The sequence below is a fragment of the Mesorhizobium sp. B4-1-1 genome (assembly GCF_006439375.1).
GTDB lineage: Bacteria > Pseudomonadota > Alphaproteobacteria > Rhizobiales > Rhizobiaceae > Mesorhizobium.
In genome coordinates this window covers 199655-219651 of record NZ_VFTH01000001.1, presented here as the reverse complement: position 1 = coordinate 219651, position 19997 = coordinate 199655, and the positions used below count along the sequence as shown (strand labels likewise).

General features: G+C 63.7%; 14 protein-coding genes and 3 pseudogenes. 9 read left to right on the top strand and 8 right to left on the bottom strand.

The window, feature by feature from the left end; all coding sequences use genetic code 11:
- Positions 1-15 precede the first annotated feature (15 nt).
- Complete coding sequence (locus FJW10_RS01080) at positions 16-657, top strand: class I SAM-dependent methyltransferase (RefSeq protein ID WP_246674075.1); 642 nt, start codon at positions 16-18, stop codon at positions 655-657.
- Here the strand turns inward: FJW10_RS01080 and FJW10_RS01075 are convergent.
- The 4 genes and pseudogenes from FJW10_RS01075 to FJW10_RS01065 all read right to left on the bottom strand — a co-directional run bounded on the left by FJW10_RS01075 (position 644) and on the right by FJW10_RS01065 (position 5080).
- A pseudogene (locus FJW10_RS01075) lies at positions 644-873 on the bottom strand (hypothetical protein). The gene FJW10_RS01080 and the pseudogene FJW10_RS01075 sit on opposite strands and share 14 nt — an antisense overlap.
- Positions 874-885: 12 nt before the next feature.
- A pseudogene (locus tag FJW10_RS30675) lies at positions 886-1093 on the bottom strand (type II toxin-antitoxin system HicB family antitoxin).
- 24 nt (positions 1094-1117) lie between these two features.
- A pseudogene (locus FJW10_RS30635) lies at positions 1118-1329 on the bottom strand (type II toxin-antitoxin system HicA family toxin); the annotation flags it as partial.
- Positions 1304-5080, bottom strand: a complete 3777-nt coding sequence (locus tag FJW10_RS01065) for a vitamin B12-dependent ribonucleotide reductase (protein WP_140830269.1) — start codon at positions 5078-5080, stop codon at positions 1304-1306. The pseudogene FJW10_RS30635 and the gene FJW10_RS01065, both read right to left, overlap by 26 nt.
- Positions 5081-5792: 712 nt before the next feature.
- On the opposite strand from FJW10_RS01065, the gene gltX reads away from it, so the two are divergent.
- Positions 5793-7166: a glutamate--tRNA ligase gene (gltX, locus tag FJW10_RS01060; RefSeq protein WP_140897742.1), complete on the top strand. Its 1374-nt coding sequence runs from the start codon at positions 5793-5795 to the stop codon at positions 7164-7166.
- Here gltX and FJW10_RS01055 read toward each other — a convergent pair.
- Positions 7084-8277, bottom strand: a complete 1194-nt coding sequence (locus FJW10_RS01055; protein WP_246674090.1) for a DUF2865 domain-containing protein — start codon at positions 8275-8277, stop codon at positions 7084-7086. The genes gltX and FJW10_RS01055 overlap by 83 nt on opposite strands.
- Positions 8278-8531: 254 nt before the next feature.
- On the opposite strand from FJW10_RS01055, the gene FJW10_RS01050 reads away from it, so the two are divergent.
- Positions 8532-9173 carry a DUF1287 domain-containing protein gene (locus FJW10_RS01050; protein ID WP_246674074.1) on the top strand — a complete coding sequence of 214 codons (642 nt, stop codon included), beginning with the start codon at positions 8532-8534 and terminating at the stop codon, positions 9171-9173.
- A gap of 22 nt (positions 9174-9195) precedes the next feature.
- On the opposite strand, the gene FJW10_RS01045 is transcribed toward FJW10_RS01050, so the two are convergent.
- Together FJW10_RS01045 and FJW10_RS01040 are read right to left on the bottom strand one after the other, a co-directional pair.
- Positions 9196-11520: an NADP-dependent malic enzyme gene (locus tag FJW10_RS01045; protein ID WP_140897738.1), complete on the bottom strand. Its 2325-nt coding sequence runs from the start codon at positions 11518-11520 to the stop codon at positions 9196-9198.
- Positions 11521-11682: 162 nt separating this feature from the next.
- Positions 11683-12462, bottom strand: a complete 780-nt coding sequence (locus FJW10_RS01040; protein WP_140897736.1) for an SDR family oxidoreductase — start codon at positions 12460-12462, stop codon at positions 11683-11685.
- Positions 12463-12584: 122 nt separating this feature from the next.
- On the opposite strand from FJW10_RS01040, the gene FJW10_RS01035 reads away from it, so the two are divergent.
- Both FJW10_RS01035 and FJW10_RS01030 read left to right on the top strand, forming a co-directional pair.
- Positions 12585-13415 (top strand): UDP-2,3-diacylglucosamine diphosphatase, encoded by an 831-nt coding sequence (locus tag FJW10_RS01035; protein ID WP_140830260.1) that lies wholly within the window; start codon positions 12585-12587, stop codon positions 13413-13415.
- Positions 13416-13613: 198 nt separating this feature from the next.
- On the top strand, positions 13614-14828 hold the full coding sequence (locus FJW10_RS01030; RefSeq protein WP_140897734.1) for an MFS transporter: 1215 nt from the start codon (positions 13614-13616) through the stop codon (positions 14826-14828).
- Here FJW10_RS01030 and dgcA read toward each other — a convergent pair.
- A complete protein-coding gene (gene dgcA / locus FJW10_RS01025) occupies positions 14799-15782 on the bottom strand; it encodes an N-acetyl-D-Glu racemase DgcA (protein WP_140897732.1) in 984 nt (327 codons plus the stop codon). The two genes, FJW10_RS01030 and dgcA, sit on opposite strands and share 30 nt — an antisense overlap.
- A 77-nt stretch (positions 15783-15859) precedes the next feature.
- Here dgcA and FJW10_RS01020 point away from each other — a divergent pair, with 77 nt between their 5' ends.
- From FJW10_RS01020 to FJW10_RS01005, 4 genes are all read left to right on the top strand, one after another.
- Positions 15860-17044 carry an ABC transporter permease gene (locus tag FJW10_RS01020; RefSeq protein WP_140897731.1) on the top strand — a complete coding sequence of 395 codons (1185 nt, stop codon included), beginning with the start codon at positions 15860-15862 and terminating at the stop codon, positions 17042-17044.
- A gap of 1 nt (position 17045) precedes the next feature.
- Positions 17046-17858 (top strand): ABC transporter ATP-binding protein, encoded by an 813-nt coding sequence (locus FJW10_RS01015; protein ID WP_140830253.1) that lies wholly within the window; start codon positions 17046-17048, stop codon positions 17856-17858.
- A 15-nt stretch (positions 17859-17873) separates the two neighbouring features.
- Positions 17874-19247: an MlaD family protein gene (locus FJW10_RS01010; RefSeq protein WP_140830252.1), complete on the top strand. Its 1374-nt coding sequence runs from the start codon at positions 17874-17876 to the stop codon at positions 19245-19247.
- A gap of 61 nt (positions 19248-19308) precedes the next feature.
- Positions 19309-19920, top strand: a complete 612-nt coding sequence (locus FJW10_RS01005) for an ABC-type transport auxiliary lipoprotein family protein (protein WP_181177365.1) — start codon at positions 19309-19311, stop codon at positions 19918-19920.
- The last annotated feature ends 77 nt before the right edge of the window (positions 19921-19997 follow it).

Genomic DNA, 19997 nt, shown 5'->3' with positions numbered 1-19997 from the left:
GCAGGGGAGGGAAAGATGGACGCGTTCTCGAGGGCTCTGGCGAAGAGCCGTCAAACGATCAGTGCCTATGAGGACTATGCGGAACGCTACGATGCAATCGTGAGGCATGTTCCAAACGAGCGAGAGCAGGCATCGCTGAAGCGCCTTGTGGCGATTGCCGGCACAGGCGGCCAGGTTTTGGAAGTCGGGTCCGGAGCGGGATACGATGCGGACTTTCTGGAGAGCTTGGGCGTCAGGGTTCGCCGTACCGACGCAACGAAGCGGTTCCTCGAGTTGCAGGCCGCGCGGGGCAAGCAGGGTGAGCTTCTCGATCTCCTCACCGATGATCTCGGCGGACCTTACGATGCGGCCCTGGCGCTCGCCGTGCTGATCCACGTGCCGCGCGACCAGACCGACCAGGTGCTTGCCAAGATAGCCGGCTCGCTGCGGCCTGGCGGCGCCTTCCTGGTGTCGATGCGCAACGGGGACGGCGAGACAGGCGGCGAATATCACACGGTCTACTGGCGCAGGGACGACTTCGCGGCTCGTCTCGAGAACGCCGGGCTGGTCCTCCTGAGGGACGATTTCAACGTCGGCCGCAATCGCGAAGAATGGAACACGTTCCTGGCTGTGAGGCCGGCACGATCCGGCGCGGGGGTGTGCGCTATGCCTCGTTGATCATCGCCTCGATGTTGTAGCCATCGGGATCGAGCACGAAGCAGGCGTAATAACTCTCGGCATAGTCTCGAACAGGCAACCATTGCCGACATCGAAAGCACAGAACACGCCCTCCTTGCCGAAGGAGAGGCTGTAGCCTAGAGGAGTAACTCCCCTTTCGTGGAACAGCTTGCTCTTCTCGATGTCGCTCACTTCGATAGTGATGTGGTCGATCATCGAGAGCGGCAGTTATGCTTCCACATATTCCGCCAAGCTGACGCCTCTGGGTATATATCCAGCCCATCGGCGCGGAAGCCTTCGATGTGGAAGCGTATCGCGTCGCGAATTTCGGTTTCTACCTCAGACACCATCGCACCGTTGCAATGCAGTCGGGCAGATCCGGCACATAGGCAGAAAAATTGTCGCCGGCTTTTTCAATGATCACAGCGTAACGCAATCGTCGTTGCTTCAGGCCAGACTGCTTCAGGATGCTGTTCAGAGTCCCTGGTGCAACTTCGTCAGACGGCTTACCGGCCACGGTGACGCGGCCGACTTTGATTTCATGCTATATTGGCGATGGCTGCCTTTCGTTGCAACCAGATACCAGCCGCCGGCCTCCAGCAGGCGAATGACCTCGCGGATCGTAAGCCGAGGCGGCTTCAGGGTCTCAGCTGCACCCGCTCGTCGAGCCACACGTGTCGCACTTCTCGCAGGTGCCGTTCCGCACCATGGTGAAGTTGTGGCACTCGGAGCATTCGTTGCCGGTGTAGCCCTGGAGCAGCGACTGCTGGCGCCTTGTCGCGGCGAGCTTCTTCGCTTCGGCCGCCTCGTTGGCGGCGGCGTCGGTGAATAAAGCTTCGGCGCCGCCGGCGGCCTCGGCTTCTTCTTCCACCATATCCTCGGCCAGTTCCCGGGCGCGCTCCTCATAGTCGCGCTTGTAGGCGAGCGCTTCGTCGCTGGCCGGCTTCAGCGCCAGCACATTGGAGCCGGCGAAGGCGGTGGGCGCCGCGCGGGCAGGGGTCGTCGCCGGGGCTGAGCCGCCGAAGCCCTTGGGCTCTGAGCCGATGCCAGACACCAGCTTCACCGGCGAGGCGCCGCGATAGAGGCCCTTGGAGAAGGGCGTCGCCTTGCCTTCGGTGATGCCGCGGCCAAGTGCCGTCTTGTCGAAGTCCGACTGGTCGACATGGGCGAGGTCGTGGCGGCCGAGATAGGAGACGGCAAGCTCGCGGAACACATAGTCGAGGATCGACGTCGCGTTCTTGATCGCGTCATTGCCCTGCACCATGCCGGCCGGCTCGAACTTGGTGAAGGTGAAGGCCTCGACATATTCGTCGAGCGGCACGCCATATTGCAGGCCGAGCGAGATCGCGATGGCGAAGTTGTTCATCATCGCTCGGAAGGCGGCGCCTTCCTTGTGCATGTCGATGAAGATCTCGCCCAGGCGGCCGTCGTCGAATTCGCCGGTCCTGAGATACACCTTGTGGCCGCCGACGACGGCCTTCTGGGTGTAGCCCTTGCGGCGGTTCGGCAGTTTTTCGCGGTCGCGGTAGAGGCGCTCGATAACACGCTCGACGATCTTTTCCGTCACCTGCACGGCGCGCTGCGCGGCGGGCGCGGCGATCAGCTGCTCGACCGCCTCGTCCTCGTCCTCCTCGCCATCGGCGAGCAGCGAGGCATTGAGCGGCTGCGAGAGCTTCGAGCCGTCGCGATAAAGCGCGTTCGCCTTCAGCGCCAGCTTCCACGACAGCATATAGGCGTTCTTGGCGTCCTCGACCGTCGCCTCGTTCGGCATGTTGATGGTCTTGGAAATGGCGCCCGAGATGAAGGGCTGCGCGGCCGCCATCATCAGGATGTGGCTGTTGATCGAGAGCGAGCGCTTGCCGATCTTGCCGCAGGGGCTCGCGCAATCGAACACCGGCAGATGCTCGGCCTTGAGGAAGGGCGCGCCTTCCAAAGTCATGGCACCGCAGACATGGATGTTGGCGGCGTCGATGTCCTTCTTCGAGAAGCCGAGAGCCGGCAGCATTTCGAAGGAGATGTCGCCGAGCTGCTCGTCGGTGAAGCCGAGCGTCTCCTTCACCCAGTCGGCGCCGAGCGTCCACTGGTTGAACACGAACTTGATGTCGAAGGCCGACTTCAGCGCCGCATTCAGCGCCGCGATCTTCTCGTCGCTGAAGCCCTTGGCCTTGAGCGAGGACGGGTTGATGCCGGGCGCCTGGTTGAGGTTGCCGTGGCCGACCGCGTAGGCCTCGATCTCGGCGATCTGGCTTTCGGAGTAGCCCAGCGTGCGCAGCGCTTCCGGCACGGCGCGGTTGATGATCTTGAAATAGCCGCCGCCGGCGAGCTTCTTGAATTTCACCAGTGCGAAGTCGGGCTCGATGCCGGTGGTGTCGCAATCCATGACGAGACCGATCGTGCCGGTCGGCGCGATGACAGTCGCCTGCGCGTTGCGGTAGCCATGCTCCTCGCCGAGCTCGATGGCGCGGTCCCAGGCGGCGCGGGCATGCTCGGCCAAAGCCTGCTGCTTAAGGTCGGAGGCGACCAGCGGCACCGGGTTGACGGCGAGCTTCTCGTAGCCGTCCCTGTCGCCATAGGCGGCGCGGCGGTGGTTGCGCATGACGCGCAGCATGTTCTGGGCGTTGCGGTCATAGTCCGGGAAGGCGCCGAGCTCGGAAGCCATCTCGGCCGAGGTCGAGTAGGCTACGCCGGTCATGATGGCGGTGAGCGCCGCACAGATGGCGCGGCCCTCGTCGGAGTCGTAAGGGATGCCCGAGGTCATCAGCAGGCCGCCGATATTGGCGTAGCCGAGGCCGAGCGTGCGGTAGTCGTAGGAGAGCTTGGCGATCTCCTTGGACGGGAACTGCGCCATCATCACCGAGACTTCGAGCACGACGGTCCACAGCCGAACGGTGTGCTCGTAGGCCGCGATGTCGATCGTGCCGTCCTCGTTGCGGTAGGGCAGGAGATTGATCGAGGCGAGGTTGCAGGCCGTGTCGTCGAGGAACATGTATTCCGAGCACGGGTTGGAGGCCCGGATCGCACCGGCGGAAGCGCAGGTGTGCCAGTCGTTCATCGTCGTGTTGAAGTGCAGGCCCGGATCGGCGGAAGCCCAGGCGGCATAGCCGATCTTTTCCCACAGATCCCGCGCCTTCAGCGTCTTCAGCACCTTGCCGTCCTTGCGGGCGGTGAGCTGCCAGTCGCCATCGGCCTCGACGGCGCGCAGGAAATTGTCCTTCAGCGACACCGAGTTGTTGGAGTTCTGGCCGGAGACGGTGAGGTAGGCGTCCGAATCCCAGTCGGTGTCGTAGGTCTTGAACGACATCGAGGTGTAGCCTTGCTTGGCGAACTGGATGACGCGGTAGATGTAGTTCTCCGGCACCGCGTCTTTCTTGGCCGCCTTGATCTCGCGCTTCAGCGCGGTGTTCAAAGCCGGATCGAAGCAGTCGTCACCATGGCCTTCGCAATTGACGCAGGCCTTCATGATGGCTTCGAGATGCTTCTTGACGATCTTGGAGCCGGTCACCAGCGAGGCGACCTTCTGCTCCTCGTTGACCTTCCAGTCGATGAAGTCCTCGATATCCGGGTGGTCGGCGTCGACGATGACCATTTTTGCCGCGCGGCGCGTCGTGCCGCCCGACTTGATGGCGCCCGCCGCGCGGTCGCCGATCTTGAGGAAGCTCATCAGGCCGGACGAGCGGCCGCCGCCGGACAGTTTTTCGCCTTCGCCGCGCAACATCGAGAAGTTCGAGCCGGTGCCGGAGCCGTATTTGAACAGGCGCGCCTCGCGCACCCACAAATCCATGATGCCGCCCTCGTTGACGAGATCGTCCTGCACGCCCTGGATGAAGCAGGCATGCGGCTGCGGATGCTCGTAGGAGGACTTCGACTTGGTCAGCTTGCCGGTGAAGGGGTCGACATAGAAGTGGCCCTGGCTGGGGCCGTCGATGCCGTAGGCCCAGTGCAGGCCGGTGTTGAACCACTGCGGCGAGTTCGGCGCGACGCGCTGGGTGGCCAGCATATAGGCGAGCTCGTCGCGGAAGGCGCGCGCGTCGTCCTCGGATTTGAAGTAGCCGCCCTTGTAACCCCAATAGGTCCAGGTGCCGGCGAGGCGATCGAAGACCTGGCGGGCGTCGGTTTCCGAACCATAGCGCTCGGCCTCGGGCAGCTTGGCGAGCTCAGCCTCGTCGGCAACCGAACGCCACAGGAAGGAGGGGACGTCGTTCTCCTCGACCTTCTTCAGGCGCGCCGGCACGCCGGCCTTGCGGAAATATTTCTGCGCCAGGATGTCGGCCGCGACCTGGCTGAACTGCGCCGGCACATCGATGTTATCGAGGCGGAACACCACCGAGCCGTCGGGATTCTTGATCTCCGACAAAGCCTTGCGGAATTCGATCTCCGCATAGGCAGACTGTTCTGGCTTGGTGAAGCGACGCTCGATGCGCATTGGTCCGGTCCCTTTGTATCTATATATAGCGCTTTTCCCTGGGGATTTCTGCCCCACCAGGCGAAAAGCACAGTCCGCCGTTTGCCGGCATTGCGAGCAGCGCCGGCACTCTCCTCGTCACAAGTGCCGGCACGCAGACAGCAAGACGCTTTCCCAAGCATCTGCCCGGGCTGCAGGCCGACCCTCGCGGGTCCCTAAACTGAAACTTTTGTCGATTCCCTCCGCAGAGGGAGGTTCACACTATCTAGCGTCGAGCCTGCCTGCAAACACTAAATATAGTGTTAACAGATCATTTTTTCCAGACCGACAATTCTCCCTTTCGCCCACCCAAGCCCTAAAGATCCCCACGTCTCCGCCGGCCTCGTGAACAGGCGGAAATCCGGGCAAAACGCACAAAATCCGGGAAAAAAGACCGGGCTCGAAACTCTCCGGTCGCGCCCGCAACAGGAGCGCATGGCCTATAAAAAGCGACTCGTTCCGACCCGTCAAGGATTCGTTTTTGTAGCTTTTGTGACCCCAATATCTTGTGTGTCACACATGTGGATAACGGGGACATAGGAAGCTTGGGTTCGCAGGCACTTGACGCGGTTTATCAATCTGCCGCGAAGCGCGTCGGGCCGTCGGCTTTTCATTTTAGCTGGCTTGCACTATCTGTTGCGTTCGCGCGGGGGCGCGCCTTGTCAACACCAAAAGCATCCGCTACGCCCCGCTCATGACAGTTACTGTACGTTTTGCCCCATCGCCGACCGGCCGCATCCATATCGGCAATGCGCGCACCGCGCTGTTCAATTGGCTTTTCGCCATGAACAACAAGGGCCGTTTCATCCAGCGCTTCGACGACACCGACATTGCCCGCTCGAAGCAGGAATATGCCGATTCCATCCTGTACGACCTGCATTGGCTGGGCATCTTCCCGGATGTCACCGAATACCAGTCGCGCCGCTTCGAGATTTATGACGCTGCGGTCGAGCGGCTGAAGGCGGCGCGGGTGCTCTATGCCTGCTACGAAACGCCTGAAGAACTTGACTTGCGCCGCAAGGTGCGCCGCACGCGCGGCCTGCCGCCGGTTTATGGCCGCGAGGCGCTGACGCTGACGCCGGAGCAGGTGGCCGAATACCAGTCGGATGGCCGCAGGCCGCATTGGCGCTTCCTGCTGCCCAACTTCACCGGCGATCCGCTGCAGCCCGAACGGACCGAAGTGCATTGGAACGACCTGGTGCGCGGCGAGGAGACCGTCGACCTCGCTTCGCTGTCGGATCCAGTGCTGGTGCGCGAGGACGGCACCTATCTCTACACGCTGCCTTCGGTGGTCGACGATATCGAGATGGGCGTCAGCCATGTCATTCGCGGCGACGACCATGTCACCAACACTGGCGTGCAGATCGCCATCTTCAAGGCGCTCGGCGCCGAGGCGCCCGTCTTCGGCCACCACAATCTGCTCACTACCGTGTCGGGCGAGGGGCTTTCGAAGCGCACCGGCGCGCTGTCGATCGAAAGCCTGCGCGATGACGGCATCGAGCCGATGGCGGTCGCTTCGCTGGCGGTGCTTGTCGGCACGTCGGAAAACGTCACCGCTGCGCACGATCTCAACGAGCTTGCCGGCCATTTCGACCCGGCTGCGACGTCCAAGTCCGCCTCCAAATTCGACCCGGACGAGCTCTTCGTGCTCAACCGCACGCTGATCCATCATATGCCGTTCGAGGAAGCGCGCGACCGGCTCATAGTGCTGGGCATTTCCGGCGACAAAGCCGAGCCGTTCTGGATGGCCGTGCGCGGCAATCTCGACCGCCTGTCGGATGCGGTCGCCTGGTGGCGAATCCTGAGTGAGGGCCCGCAGGAACCGGCCGAGTTTTCCGGCGAGGACCGCGATTTCCTCAATCAGGCGTTCGAGCTTTTGCCGGAGGAACCGTGGAACGGTACGGTGTGGAAGGACTGGACCGGCAAGATCAGGGAAGCAACCGGGCGCAAGGGCAAGCCGCTGTTCATGCCGCTGAGGCTTGCCCTTACCGGGCGGACTTCGGGGCCGGAGCTTTCAGATCTATTGCCGCTGATGGGTCGGGAAGGAACGCTGGCCCGACGACCCTGACCTTGCGCTGATCCGGTGGCAGCGCCGAGACCGGCGACACCGGCACCTTGGTGGTCAGCCACTTGATCGCAGCCTGGTCCAGCCCGCCCTCGGCATTGGCGAGCGTTTCCGGATCGGCGCCGGGATCCGGCTTGGACGCTGGCATGGGAATGAAGGGCGCTGCCTCGCCGTCGGGCTGCGACTGTTCGGGATTGGGCGGGTTGCCGCCGATGATCGTGAAGTTGCCGGCCTGCGCGTTGCAGCCGCAGGTCGGCGGCCGTGAATAATTGGCCTGCTTATAGAGATAGGCGGTCGCCAGCTCGCTGTAGGGTTGACCGGTCGCCGACGAGGTCATCGAGCCAGAGTCGTCGTCCATCCCACGCGAATAGAAGACCTGCATCTCGGTGCCCGGGCAGCTCGATTCGCAATTTTTCTGGTCGCGCTCGAAATCGCCGGCGGACGCCGCGTTGGACATCGGGAAGAAATAGCCGTCGCAGGTGCGCACGCACATGGTGTGGAACTCGCCGGCCGGCCGGGGCAGGTCCATGCCGTCCGGCGGGTCGATGACGCGGCGGATGTTGTGCACGCTCGGATCATCGGGCGGCACCTCCGAGTCCGGCATATCGGGGGCATCGGGCGTTTCGAGCTGCTGGTCCTGGCGGCCGAAAAGCTGCTCGAACAGATTGCCGCCGCCATTGTCGCGGGCCGCCTCCCGAAGCGGGGCGTGGCGCGGCGCGATCTCGTCGTCGCGGCAGCCATTGGCGTCGAGCGCCGCCAGGATGCGGCTGCGGTCGCGCCGCGTGCCGCCGGCGGCGAGCCGCTCGCGCTTGGCTTGCAACGTGTCGAGATTGGCGTCCATGCGTTGGATCGAGGCATTGATCGCCGCGCATTGGCTGACATTGCGCGAAAACAGCGTGAAGCCGCAATTGGCGTCGCTCGCGCGGCTGCGGACCTTCGCAAGCTGCTCGCGCTGTCGCTGGATGGCATCATCATATTTGCGTACGATGACCGGCCCTCCGCCGCCACCGCGTGTCGCGGCGAGTTCGGCTTCGAGCTGCCTGCAGGCGCGCGAGGCCGCCTCGGACCCGGTCACGGCGACGACCGAGCCTGCAATCGCTGCAAGCAGCGCCATCAGCTGGGTCAGCTTCAACCCCGCGCCTTTCATCCGAAACCCCAAATCGCCTGTTCGACCCGAAGCTACGCTGCCATGGTTAATCGACTATGCCAGAGTCGGACCCACCGGACCCAGGAACAATTCGGCGCGAAGCGTTTTCAACCGGAAACACAACCTGCCATCGCCGGTCGCGAAAAACCCCGAGAGCCTAAAAAAGACGCTTTCGCGCGGGACCAATTGCGCGAACTCGGCTTACAAGAAAGGGGCGGTGCATGATCCCGATTACCCGTCGATGCGCGCTGCAGCTCGGCCTTCTGTTCCTGGCGGTGCCGTACGCGATGGCCAGGAAAGCCACGCCTGAGGCGATGGCGAAGATCGCCACGCCTGAATGGACCTTCAGGTTGGTCGATGCCGCGCGCAGGCAGATCGGCGTCACCACGCTCTATGATCCGACTTACACCCGCATCCCCTATCCCGGCGGCGATGTCGCACAGGACCGGGGCGTGTGCACGGATGTCGTGATCCGCGCCTATCGCCGCGCCTTCCGGCTCGACCTGCAAAAGCTGGTGCATGAGGACATGGTGGCCGATTTCTCCGCCTATCCCAAGGCCTGGGGCCTGAACTCGACCGATCCGAACATCGACCACCGCAGGGTGCCCAATCTCGCCGTGTTCTTCGAACGGCGGGGGGCTTCGATCGCCGTCAGCGACGATCCAGCCGACTACCAGCCGGGCGATCTCGTCACCCAGATGCTGCCCGGCAACCTGTCGCATATCGTCATCGTCTCGAACAATCGCCCGGCCGAGGCGCTGGAACGGCTGCTGGTCATCCACAATATCGGCCAGGGCGCCCGCGAGGAGGACACGCTATTTGTCTTCAGGCGGACGGGGCATTTCCGCTTCGCGCCGGCTTAGGGAGGCTCAAGACACCCTAACCCTAACCCAGATCGACCAGCGCCTGCGCCTTGTGCGCCGCCTCGACCACGGCGAGCGCGGTCATGTTGACGACGCCGCGCGAGGTCACCGACGGCGTCAATATATGCGCGGGCTTGTCCGTGCCGAGCAGGATCGGCCCGACATGCAGCGCGTCCATCATAGCGCGCAGCGCCGTCAGCGTGATGTTGGCCGAATCGAGATTCGGGAAGACCAGCAGATTGGCTTCGCCCTTCAGCCTGGAATGCGGATAGACGCGCTGGCGCAGATGCTCCGACAGCGCCGTATCGGCATGCATCTCGCCGTCGCACTGCAAGCCGGGCGCGATGCGGCCGAGGATGTCCGCCGCGCGGCGCATCTTCAGCGCGCTCGGCGAATCGCGCGAGCCGAAATCCGAATGCGACAGAAGCGCTGCCTTGGGCTCGATGCCGAAACGCTGGATCTCCTCCGCCGCCAGCACCGTCATTTCGGCGATCTCCTCCGCCGTCGGGTCGACCGAGACATGCGTGTCGGTGAGGAAGACGATGCCGCGCTGCGAGATCAGCATCGACAGCGTCGACAGGTCCCAGTCCTTGATGCCGGCGCGAGGCCCGATGATCAGCGAGACATTGCGCAGATGCCGTTCGAAGCGGCCTTCGAGGCCGCAGACCATCGCGTCCGCGTCGCCGCGCTTCAGTGCCAGGGCCGCGATCACCGTGTTGTCGGTGCGCACCATGGTGCGGGCGGCTTCCGTCGTCACGCCGCGCCGGCCGGCCAGTTCGATCAAGAGGTCGACATAATGACGGTATCGCGGATCGTCCTCCGGATTGATCACGGCGAAATCGACGCCCGGACGGATGCGCAGACCGTAACGCTTCAGCCTGACCTCGACCACATGCGGGCGGCCGATCAGGGTCGGTTCGGCGATGCCTTCCTCCAGCACCACCTGCGCCGCGCGTAGCACGCGCTCGTCCTCGCCGTCGGCATAGATGACACGCTTGGCGCTTGAAGCCTTGGCGGAGGAGAACACCGGCTTCATCACCAGGCCGGAGCGGAAGACGAAGCGGTTGAGCTTGTCGATATAGGCGGCGAAGTCGGCGATCGGTCGCGTCGCGACGCCGGTGTCGCAGGCAGCCTTGGCCACCGCCGGCGCGATGCGCAGGATGAGGCGCGGATCGAAGGGCGAGGGGATCAGGAAATCGGGGCCGAACATCGGCGTCTCGCCGGAATAAGCGCGCGCCGCGACATCCGACGGCTCCTCGCGCGCAAGGGCGGCGATTGCGCGGACCGCCGCCATCTTCATCTCCTCGTTGATGGCGCTGGCGCCGCAATCGAGCGCGCCGCGGAAGATGTAAGGAAAGCAGAGCACGTTGTTGACTTGATTGGGAAAATCCGAGCGCCCGGTGCAGATCATGGCGTCCGGCCGCGCGGCTCTTGCCGCTTCCGGCATGATCTCGGGGTTAGGGTTGGCCAAAGCCAGGATCAGCGGCTTCGGCGCCATATGCTGCAGCAACTCCGGCTTCAGGACGCCGGCGGCGGAAAGGCCGAGGAAGACGTCGGCACCGGGAATGACGTCGGCCAGCGTGCGCGCCTCGGTATCCTTCACATACGGGTCTTTCCAGCGATCCATCTCCTCGACGCGACCCTTGTGGGCGACGCCGAAACGGTCGGTGACCCAGATGTTTTCGACCTTGGCGCCGAGCGAGACCAGAAGGTTGAGGCAGGCGAGCGCCGCGGCACCCGCGCCGGAAGTGACGATCTTGATGTCGGAGATTGCCTTGCCGGCCAGTTCCAGCCCGTTGAGCACCGCGGCTGCAACGATGATCGCGGTGCCGTGCTGGTCGTCGTGGAAGACCGGGATGCCCATGCGGGCTTTCAGCCGCTCCTCGACCTCGAAACATTCAGGCGCCTTGATGTCCTCGAGGTTGATGCCGCCGAAGGTCGGTTCGAGCGCCGCGACGGTCTCGACTATGCGGTCGATCTCGGGCGCGTCGATCTCGATGTCGAAGACGTCGATGCCTGCGAATTTCTTGAACAGCACCGCCTTGCCTTCCATCACCGGCTTGGAGGCGAGCGGACCGATATTGCCCAGCCCAAGCACGGCGGAGCCATTGGAAACGACGCCGACGAGGTTGGCGCGGGCGGTATAGTCGGCGGCGGTTGCCGGGTCGTCGCGGATCTCGAGGCAGGGCGCGGCGACGCCCGGCGAATAGGCAAGCGCGAGATCCCGCTGGTTGCCGAGCGGCTTCGTCGCCTGGATTTCGAGCTTTCCCGGTGTCGGATGCTTGTGGAAGAAGAGGGCGGCCTCGTCGAGGTCCGACCGGGCCGTTTTCTTGTTCTCGCCGTCCATCCGGCCCTCCCTCTGTTCCTGATTTGGAGCCTTTTAGCATGTGCCGACGAGTCTTCGCGACGGCAAATCGCGGACCCCGGCCTTCACAATGCCGGAGCGAAAATAATCAACCGATTCCAGACGGTTGGCTCGGAAGCCTCAGGCGTATTGGATTGGCGGTGGTCAAAACGCACTGACGTAGAGACCGCCGTCGACCGGGATGTTCTGGCCGGTGAGGTAGCCGGCATGGACAGAGCAGAGGAAGGCGCAGATCTGACCGAATTCCTCCGGCGTGCCGAGACGTTTTGCCGGCACGTCGGCGCTGATGCGGGCCTTGCGCGCGGCGGCCGCGGCCGGGTCTTCCTCGGTGCCGGCCTCATGCGGGCCGCGCAGCCGGTCGGTATCGAGCTTGCCGGGCAACAGGCTGTTGATGGTGACGTTGCGGTCGATGACCGTGCGCGCCACGCCGGCCAGGAACGAGGTCAGACCGGCGCGCGCGCCAGACGACAGGTCGAGACCGGGGATCGGAACATAGACCGACAGCGAGGTGATATTGACGATGCGGCCGAAGCCACGCTTGGCCATGCCGTCGATCACCGCCTGGACGAGTTCGATCGGCGTGACCATGTTCTGCGTAACGCCCTCGAGGATCTTTGCGCGGTCGAGCTCGCGAAAATCGCGCAGCGGCGGGCCGCCATTGTTGTTGACCAGGATGTCGGGGTCCGGGCAGGCGGCGAGTATCGCTTTCTGCACGTCCGGCTTCGATACGTCGCCGGCAACTTCGATGACCTTGACGCCGAACCGGTCGCGGATGTCCTTGGCGGTCGTGGCCACCAGTTCGGCGTTGCGACCGTTGACGACGAGGTCGACGCCGGCTTCGGCAAGCGCCATCGCGCAGCCGCGCCCCAGTCCCTTGCTCGAGGCGCAGACGATGGCCTTCTTGCCGCGAATACCGAGATCCATGGTGATTTTCTCCTGGTGCTTTGGTCGCGCAAGCTAGCGCTTGGGCTGGACCAACCGCAACCGTCATACGGTTGTTGCATGAATCGGGGCATAGGCACGCGAAAGCAAAGGGTAAAATCGTGATGTCGGACCCAGAGCCCCGCACTTTCCGCGCCTTGTTCATTTCCGATGTGCATCTCGGCTCGAAAGCGGCCAAGGCCGATTTCCTGATCGACTTCCTGCGCTATCATGACGCCGAGATCATCTATCTGGTCGGCGATATCGTCGACGGCTGGCGGCTGCGGCGCAGCTGGCACTGGCCGCAGAGTCACAACGACGTGGTGCAGAAGCTGCTGCGCAAGGCGCGCAAGGGCGCTTCGATCACCTATATCGCCGGCAATCACGACGAATTCGCCCGCCAGTTCCAGGGCGTGCATTTCGGCGGCATCGTCGTTGCCGACCGTGCCATCCACGAGACCGCCGACGGCCGGCGCCTGCTGGTCATCCATGGCGACCAGTTCGACACGGTGGTGCACAATCAGCGCTGGCTCGCTTATCTCGGCGACTATGCCTATGACACGGCGATGGTGATCAACCGCGTCGTGACCAAGCTGCGCCACCTGCTCGGCCTGCCTTACTGGTCGTTCTCGTCCTGGGCCAAGGTCAAGGTCAAGAAGGCGGTGAACTTCATCGGCTCGTTCCAGACCGTGCTTTCGGAAGAAGCGCGGCGCTCGCATGTCGACGGTGTGATCTGCGGCCATATCCATCACGCCGCGATCGAAAGCTATGGCAACGTGCAATACATCAACACCGGCGACTGGGTGGAAAGCTGCACGGCGGTGGTCGAGCATTTCGACGGCCGCATGGAGATCCTGACCTGGGCGCATGTGCTTCCTGAAACCACGGCAGGCAGCGACGCGCTGGTGCCGGTCGACATCATCGACCTGAAGGGCAGGGCGGCTCAGGCGGCTTGAATGCAGCGGCCTGTTCCCGCTTCCGCCTGCTTCCCTGGCCGCGCCGACACAGGGCGCGCGCGGCGCCCGCTCACGGGCCTCGCTCGTCAACAGCTTTGCTCTTGATCGATTGATCCAGGCAGTTCCGCCGCGCTTTGCCTCATGTTAGGGATCGAGACACGTTGCATGGAGTTGAATGCAGCGAAATTGGATCGATTCATGCCGCCGCCGCCGCTATCGCCCGAACAGCTTGTCAAGCCCAGCCATTTCGAACTGCGCATGAGCCTGATCTTCGCGACCCTGTTCGTGTCGCAAGGCACGCATCTGCCTTACTTTCCGCTCTGGCTGCAGGCGAAAGGTTTTCATGCCGAGCAGATCGCGGTCATCCTGGCGGCGCCAATGTTCCTGCGTGTCGTGACGACGCCGATGCTGACCGCGTTCGCCGACCGCGCGAATGACCGCGCCAATGTCTATATCGCGTTGGTCGCCGGCTCGATGGTCGTCTCCGCCGGCTATTTCCTGCCGGCCACCTACGCCATAGTGCTCGCCGTCTCGCTTTTGCTGACGATCGTCTGGACGCCGCATTCGCCGATGGCCGATTCGCTGGCGCTGTCAGGCGTACGGCGCTTCGGCTCGAACTACACGGCGATGCGCAAATGGGGCTCGATCTCGTATCTCGGCGCCAATGTCGTAGGCGGCTTCATCCTGGCGGCCACCGGTCCGCAGGCGGTTCCGGTCATCATCTTCATTGCGCTCGGCGCGGCGCTGGTCGCGGCGCTGCTGTCGCCGCGCATGGGGCGGCCGCGCAAGGCCTCGCCGCTTTCGGCGACCGAGATCCAGCATAAGGCGCCGAGCCTGTTCAACGCCTATTTCCTTTATTTCACGCTCGGTGTCGGCATCATCACCGCCAGTCACGCCTTCCTCTACGGCTTCGTCTCGATCTATTGGAAATCGATCGGCATAGGCGATTCCGTCGTTGGCCTGCTATGGGCTTGGGGCGTGGTCTCCGAAGTTTGCATGTTCCTGTTTTTCAACCGTATTTTTGCGTCCATCTCGGTCGTCAGGGTGATGGTGATCGCCGGTATCGGTTCGATCGTGCGCTGGATCGCCTTTCCGCTGGTCTGGCCGCTTGGCCTGGGCGTCGCCGGCTTCTTCGTTGTTCAGACGCTGCATTCGGTGTCGGTGGCGATGGTGTTGATCGGCCTGCAGAAGATGATCGGCGAGACAATCTCCGAAGAGCGCACGGGTGCTGCGCAAGGCATCGCCTATTTCTTCAACGGCTTCTTCATGGCGGCAGTGACGCTGGCTTCCGGCCCTCTTTATGAGCGGCTTGGCGTCGACGGTTTCCTGGCGATGATCCCGATCGCGATCATCGGCATGGTGCTGATAGGCCTCGCTTCCCGCTCAGCCCCAAAGCACCCGCTCAGGGGGTGAAACCAGCGATCCCCGGTAGACAAGGCCGGGCTCGCGGTCGCGCGCAAGCAGCAGCGGGCCGTCGAGGTCGACGAAGTCCGCGTCCTGCGCCAGGAGCACCGCCGGCGCCATGGCGAGCGAGGTGCCGACCATGCAACCCACCATGATGCCGAAGCCAAGGTCGCGCGCGCGGTCGCGCAGCTTCAACGCCTCCGTCAGGCCGCCAGATTTGTCGAGCTTGATGTTGACGGCGTCGTAGAGGCCGACCAGCGCATCGAGGTCTTTCGCCGCATGAACGCTTTCGTCGGCGCAGACCGGCACCGGATGCGCGATCCGGCGCAGGATGTCGTCCTTGCCCGCCGGCAGCGGCTGCTCGACCAGCGTGACGCCGTGTTGCGCGGCGAAAGCGAGGTTCGCCTCGACATTTTCGTCGGTCCAACCCTCATTGGCATCCAGGATGATGCGGCTTTCGGGAGCGGCTTCCGTCACCGCGCGGATTCTGGCCATGTCGTTGTCGCCGCCGATCTTGACCTTCAGCAAGGGCCGCGTGGCGTTGGCGCGCGCCTGCGCGGCCATGGCCTCCGGTGTGGCGAGCGACAGGGTGTAGGCGGTTTCCAGCGGCTTGGTCGGAACGGCCCCGATCGCCACCGCCACCGGCGTGCCGGTGAGCTTGGCTTCCAAGTCCCATAACGCGCAGTCAATGGCGTTTCGCGCGGCGCCCGCGGACATGGCCGCAAGCAGGGTGGTCCGGTCGATGCCGGCGACGATCCGATCGCACATGGCTTCGATGGCCGCGCGCACTTCCTCCATGGTTTCGCCATAGCGTTTGTAAGGCACGCACTCGCCACGGCCGGAACGTCCCTCGTCATCGATCGTTACGGTGATGACTTCGGCCTCGGTTTTGGATCCGCGCGAGATGGTGAAGGTGCCGGCAATCGGAAACCGCTCCGCCTCAACCGAAATGACACGCGCCATAATTTTCTTCTCCGGCTATGCGACACCAGTCTGCCGGCAAATCGACACGCCAGTCCGGTCACGCTAAACAGGACGCCATGTTGACCATCCGCAAACGCGACGCAAGCGGCGAGGCCAAGGACGCCGAGCATCGGCCACGCGTTGCCGTGGGCGAGGAGGGAGGCGTGCTGGGCTGCGCCTTTTCCGGTGTGTGGACGACGCGCACCGTGGCGCTGGTCGACGCCGACATGCGCAAGATCGAGGGGACAAGCGGCGCAAAGCAGCTGATGCTCGACCTTTCCCACATCGAAAAGATGGACACCGCCGGCGCCTGGCTTATCGACCGGCTGGCCAGCGCCTTCGAGAAGAAAGGCGTCGAGGTCCATTTGCAGGGGCAGAGCGAGATCGCCTCGATCCTGCTCGGCGCGGTCGGCGATGCGGTTCGCCGGGAGCCCGAATCGGGGCCGTCCGGGCCGCCCAATGTCATCCTGCGCGCGCTGGAGCTGGTTGGCCGGCGGGTCTATGAGATGCGCGACGATTTCTTCGCATCGATGAACATCCTCGGCGCCACGATCCGCGGCGCGCAGATGAAGCTTGGCCGCGGCCACGCGGTCAACCTGGCCGCGATCTTCAACCAGATCGATCGCATGGGCGTCGGCGCGATACCGGTGGTGGTGCTGATGTCGGCCATCGTCGGCGCCATCGTCGCCCAGCAGGGCGCCTACCAGCTCAGCTATTTCGGCGCCAACATCTTCGTCGTCGACCTGGTCGGGGTGCTGATCCTGCGCGAGCTCGGCGTGCTGATGACGGCGATCATGCTCGCGGGACGTTCAGGCAGCGCCATCACCGCCGAGATCGGCTCGATGAAGATGCGCGAGGAAGTCGACGCGCTGAAGGTGATCGGCCTCAATCCGATCGGCGTGCTGGTCTTTCCGCGGCTCGTCGCGTTGGTGATCGGGCTGCCGTGCCTCACCATCATCGCCAATTTCGCCGCGCTTGCCGGCGGCATCATCGCCGCCTGGCTCTATTCCGATATCCCACCGGCCGCGTTCATCGACAGGCTGCGCGTCGCCATCGATCTCAGCACCATCTTTGCCGGCCTGATCAAGGCGCCGTTCATGGCCCTGATCATCGGCATCATTGCCTCGGTCGAGGGCATGAAGGTCGGCGGCAGCGCCGAATCGCTCGGCCTGCACGTGACCGCATCGGTGGTGAAGTCGATCTTCGTCGTCATCATCCTCGACGGGCTTTTCGCCATGTTCTACGCAGCGATCGGGTTCTGAGATGGCGAACGGCAACGGCGCAGCGGCAGCGCAGGATACCAACGACGACGAAATCGTGCTTTCGGTGCGCGACGTCACCGTGGCCATCGACGACAAGCTGATCCTCGACAAGCTCTCGCTCGACATCAAGCGCGGGGAGATCCTTGGCTTTGTCGGCGCTTCGGGCGCCGGCAAATCGGTGCTGTTGCGCACCATATTGGGGCTGATGCCGAAGCAATCGGGGACGATCAGCCTGTTCGGCGTCGATGTCGACAAGGCGAGCGACGCCGACCGCCTGCGCATCGACATGCGACTCGGCGTCCTTTTCCAGCATGGCGCACTGTTTTCGGCGCTGACAGTGCTGGAAAACGTGCAGGTGCCGATGCGTGAATATCTCGACCTGCCCAGGGCGCTTATGGATGAGCTCGCCTTGCTCAAGATCGAGCTGGTCGGGTTGCCGGCCGACGCGGCCCGGAAATTTCCCTCCGAGCTTTCCGGCGGCATGATCAAGCGCGCCGCACTGGCGCGCGCGTTGGCGCTCGACCCCGACATCGTCTTTCTCGACGAGCCGACCTCCGGCCTCGATCCGATCAGCGCGGCCGAATTCGACGAACTTGTCGTCAAGCTGCGCGACACGATGGATCTGACGGTCTACATGGTCACGCACGATCTCGACACACTGTTCACCGCTTGCGACCACGTCGCGGTGCTCGGCAAGAAGAGGGTGCTTGTCGAAGGCACGATCGACGACATGCTGAAGAGCGAGGAGCCGTGGGTGAAATCCTATTTCCGCGGAAAACGCGCCCGGCAACTTGATCTTGCGGCGCGCGCATAGCCATAAGTGGAAGCAATGGAAACAAGAGCCAACTACATTATTGTCGGCATCTTCACGCTGGGTGCGATCCTGGCGGCCTTTGCCTTCGTCTATTGGACCGCGGCGATCGGCGACAGAGGCGAAACGACAATGCTGCGCGTGCGCATTCCAGGTTCGGCCTCGGGCCTCGGCCGCGGCAGCTTCGTGCTGTTCAACGGCGTCAAGGTCGGTGACGTCAAACGCGTGTATATCGACGTTGACAATCCGACGGTAGCCATTGCCGACACTGAGATCGACCGCATGACGCCGATCACCAAGTCGACACAGGCCGATATTGGCCTTGCCGGCTTGACCGGCCAGGCCAATATCGAACTCCGGGGCGCCGACCCCAAGGAAGCGAAGCTGCTCGACGAGGCGGAAAAAGAGGGCAGGATCCCCGAGATAACCGCCAATCCGTCGGCGGTCACCAACCTTCTGCAGACGGCCCAGAACATCTTCACCCGCGCCGACAAGGTGCTGAGCGAGCTCGAAGGCTTCACCAGGGACGTTCGCGGCCCGCTGACGCAGACGGTCAAGAATGTCGAGACCTTCTCGGACGCGCTGGCCAAGAACTCCGATGGGATCGACAAGTTCCTGTCGGCGGTGAGCTCGCTTTCGGATCAGCTAAAGAATGTCTCGGGCCGACTCGACAGCACGCTGAAGGCCGCCGAAGGCCTGCTCAATTCCGTCGACAAGGACCAGATCAAGAGCATCGTGGCCAATGTCGATACGGTGACGGCGAATCTGAAGGAAACCTCGAAGCAGTTCGATACGGTCATCGGCAACGTCAACACGGCGGTCGGCTCGATCAACGATTTCGCCAAGCAGACGCAAGGGACATTGGCCAAGGTCAACGGCGTGCTCGACGGCATCGATCCGGCCGACGTCAAGGCCGCTTTGGCCAACATCCAGAAGGCCAGCGCCAGCGCCGACAAGGCGGCCTCGGACATCGCCAAGGTGACCGACAAGATCGCCAACCGCTCCGACGATATCGACCAGACCATCAAGGACGCCCGCCAGCTCGCGCAGCGGCTCAACGACGCCTCGGTGCGCGTCGACGGCATCCTGGCCAAGGTCGACAAGATACTTGGCTCCGGCGAGGCCGACGGCGTGATGGCCGATGCCAGGGCGACGCTGAAATCCTTCAAGCAGGTTGCCGATACGTTGAACTCCCGCCTCGGCACCATCGTCGATAATCTGTCGCGCTTCTCCGGCCAGGGCCTGCAGAATGTCGAGGCGCTCGTGCAGGACAGCCGGCGCTCGATCAACCGCATCGAGGAAGCAGTGACCGACCTTAGCCGCAATCCGCAGCGCATTCTGTCCGGCGGCGACGGCGAGGTCCGGCAGTTCGATGGAAGGGCACGGCGTTGACTTCGGCTGCCGCGACCGCCAAGAAAATGATCGTAAGATCCGGGGACAACGGGGATCACGCGTGAAGTCGGTCAGGGTGGTAGCGGGGAGTTTGAGATCGTCCGCGGCAGCGTTGCTGGTGCTTGCGGTTGCCGGGTGCGCGGCCCTGGGCGGCAAGCCGGCGCCGCTCGACACGTTTGAATTGTCGGCGCCGTCGGTCGACATGCATGCCCACAGCCGCCGCCAGATCCTGATAGCCCAGCCGTCGGCACTCAAGGCGCTGGACAGCCAGAACATCGTCATCAGGCCTTCCGACCGGTCGATCCAGTTCCTCAAGGGCGCGCAATGGGCGGACCGGCTGCCACTGATCGTCCAGGCGAGGCTGGCCGAAACCTTCCAGCGCTCCGGCAGCTTTGCCGGCGTCGGCAAGCCGGGCGAGGGGCTGGCGATCGACTACCAGATCATCGTCGAGGTGCGCTCCTTCGAGGTGCGCGTCGATGGCGGCGAGCGTGCCGATGTCGACCTGTTCGTGCGCATCCTCAACGACCGCAACGGCGAGGTGCGCGCCTCGAAGAACTTCACCGCGAGCGCGCCGGTCTCCGGCAGCGGCAACGCCGCTTATGTCGGCGCGCTGGACAACGCCTTCGGCCAGGCGGCCAAGGATATCGTCCGCTGGACGGATTCGACGATCTGAGCGCCGGACAGGCAGTCAAACTCCAACATAAAAAAGGCGGGCCGGGGCCCGCCTTTTTGTTTCAGTCCGCCGATCGG

Excerpts from the sequence above, each read along its gene's own strand:
- FJW10_RS01080 (WP_246674075.1), top strand. The coding sequence starts at position 16 with ATGGACGCGTTCTCGAGGGCTCTGGCGAAGAGCCGTCAAACGATCAGT.
- FJW10_RS01065 (WP_140830269.1), bottom strand. The coding sequence starts at position 5,080 with ATGCGCATCGAGCGTCGCTTCACCAAGCCAGAACAGTCTGCCTATGCG.
- gltX (WP_140897742.1), top strand. The coding sequence starts at position 5,793 with ATGACAGTTACTGTACGTTTTGCCCCATCGCCGACCGGCCGCATCCAT.
- FJW10_RS01055 (WP_246674090.1), bottom strand. The coding sequence starts at position 8,277 with ATGGCGCTGCTTGCAGCGATTGCAGGCTCGGTCGTCGCCGTGACCGGG.
- FJW10_RS01050 (WP_246674074.1), top strand. The coding sequence starts at position 8,532 with ATGATCCCGATTACCCGTCGATGCGCGCTGCAGCTCGGCCTTCTGTTC.
- FJW10_RS01045 (WP_140897738.1), bottom strand. The coding sequence starts at position 11,520 with ATGGACGGCGAGAACAAGAAAACGGCCCGGTCGGACCTCGACGAGGCC.
- FJW10_RS01040 (WP_140897736.1), bottom strand. The coding sequence starts at position 12,462 with ATGGATCTCGGTATTCGCGGCAAGAAGGCCATCGTCTGCGCCTCGAGC.
- FJW10_RS01035 (WP_140830260.1), top strand. The coding sequence starts at position 12,585 with ATGTCGGACCCAGAGCCCCGCACTTTCCGCGCCTTGTTCATTTCCGAT.
- FJW10_RS01030 (WP_140897734.1), top strand. The coding sequence starts at position 13,614 with ATGCCGCCGCCGCCGCTATCGCCCGAACAGCTTGTCAAGCCCAGCCAT.
- dgcA (WP_140897732.1), bottom strand. The coding sequence starts at position 15,782 with ATGGCGCGTGTCATTTCGGTTGAGGCGGAGCGGTTTCCGATTGCCGGC.
- FJW10_RS01020 (WP_140897731.1), top strand. The coding sequence starts at position 15,860 with ATGTTGACCATCCGCAAACGCGACGCAAGCGGCGAGGCCAAGGACGCC.
- FJW10_RS01015 (WP_140830253.1), top strand. The coding sequence starts at position 17,046 with ATGGCGAACGGCAACGGCGCAGCGGCAGCGCAGGATACCAACGACGAC.
- FJW10_RS01010 (WP_140830252.1), top strand. The coding sequence starts at position 17,874 with ATGGAAACAAGAGCCAACTACATTATTGTCGGCATCTTCACGCTGGGT.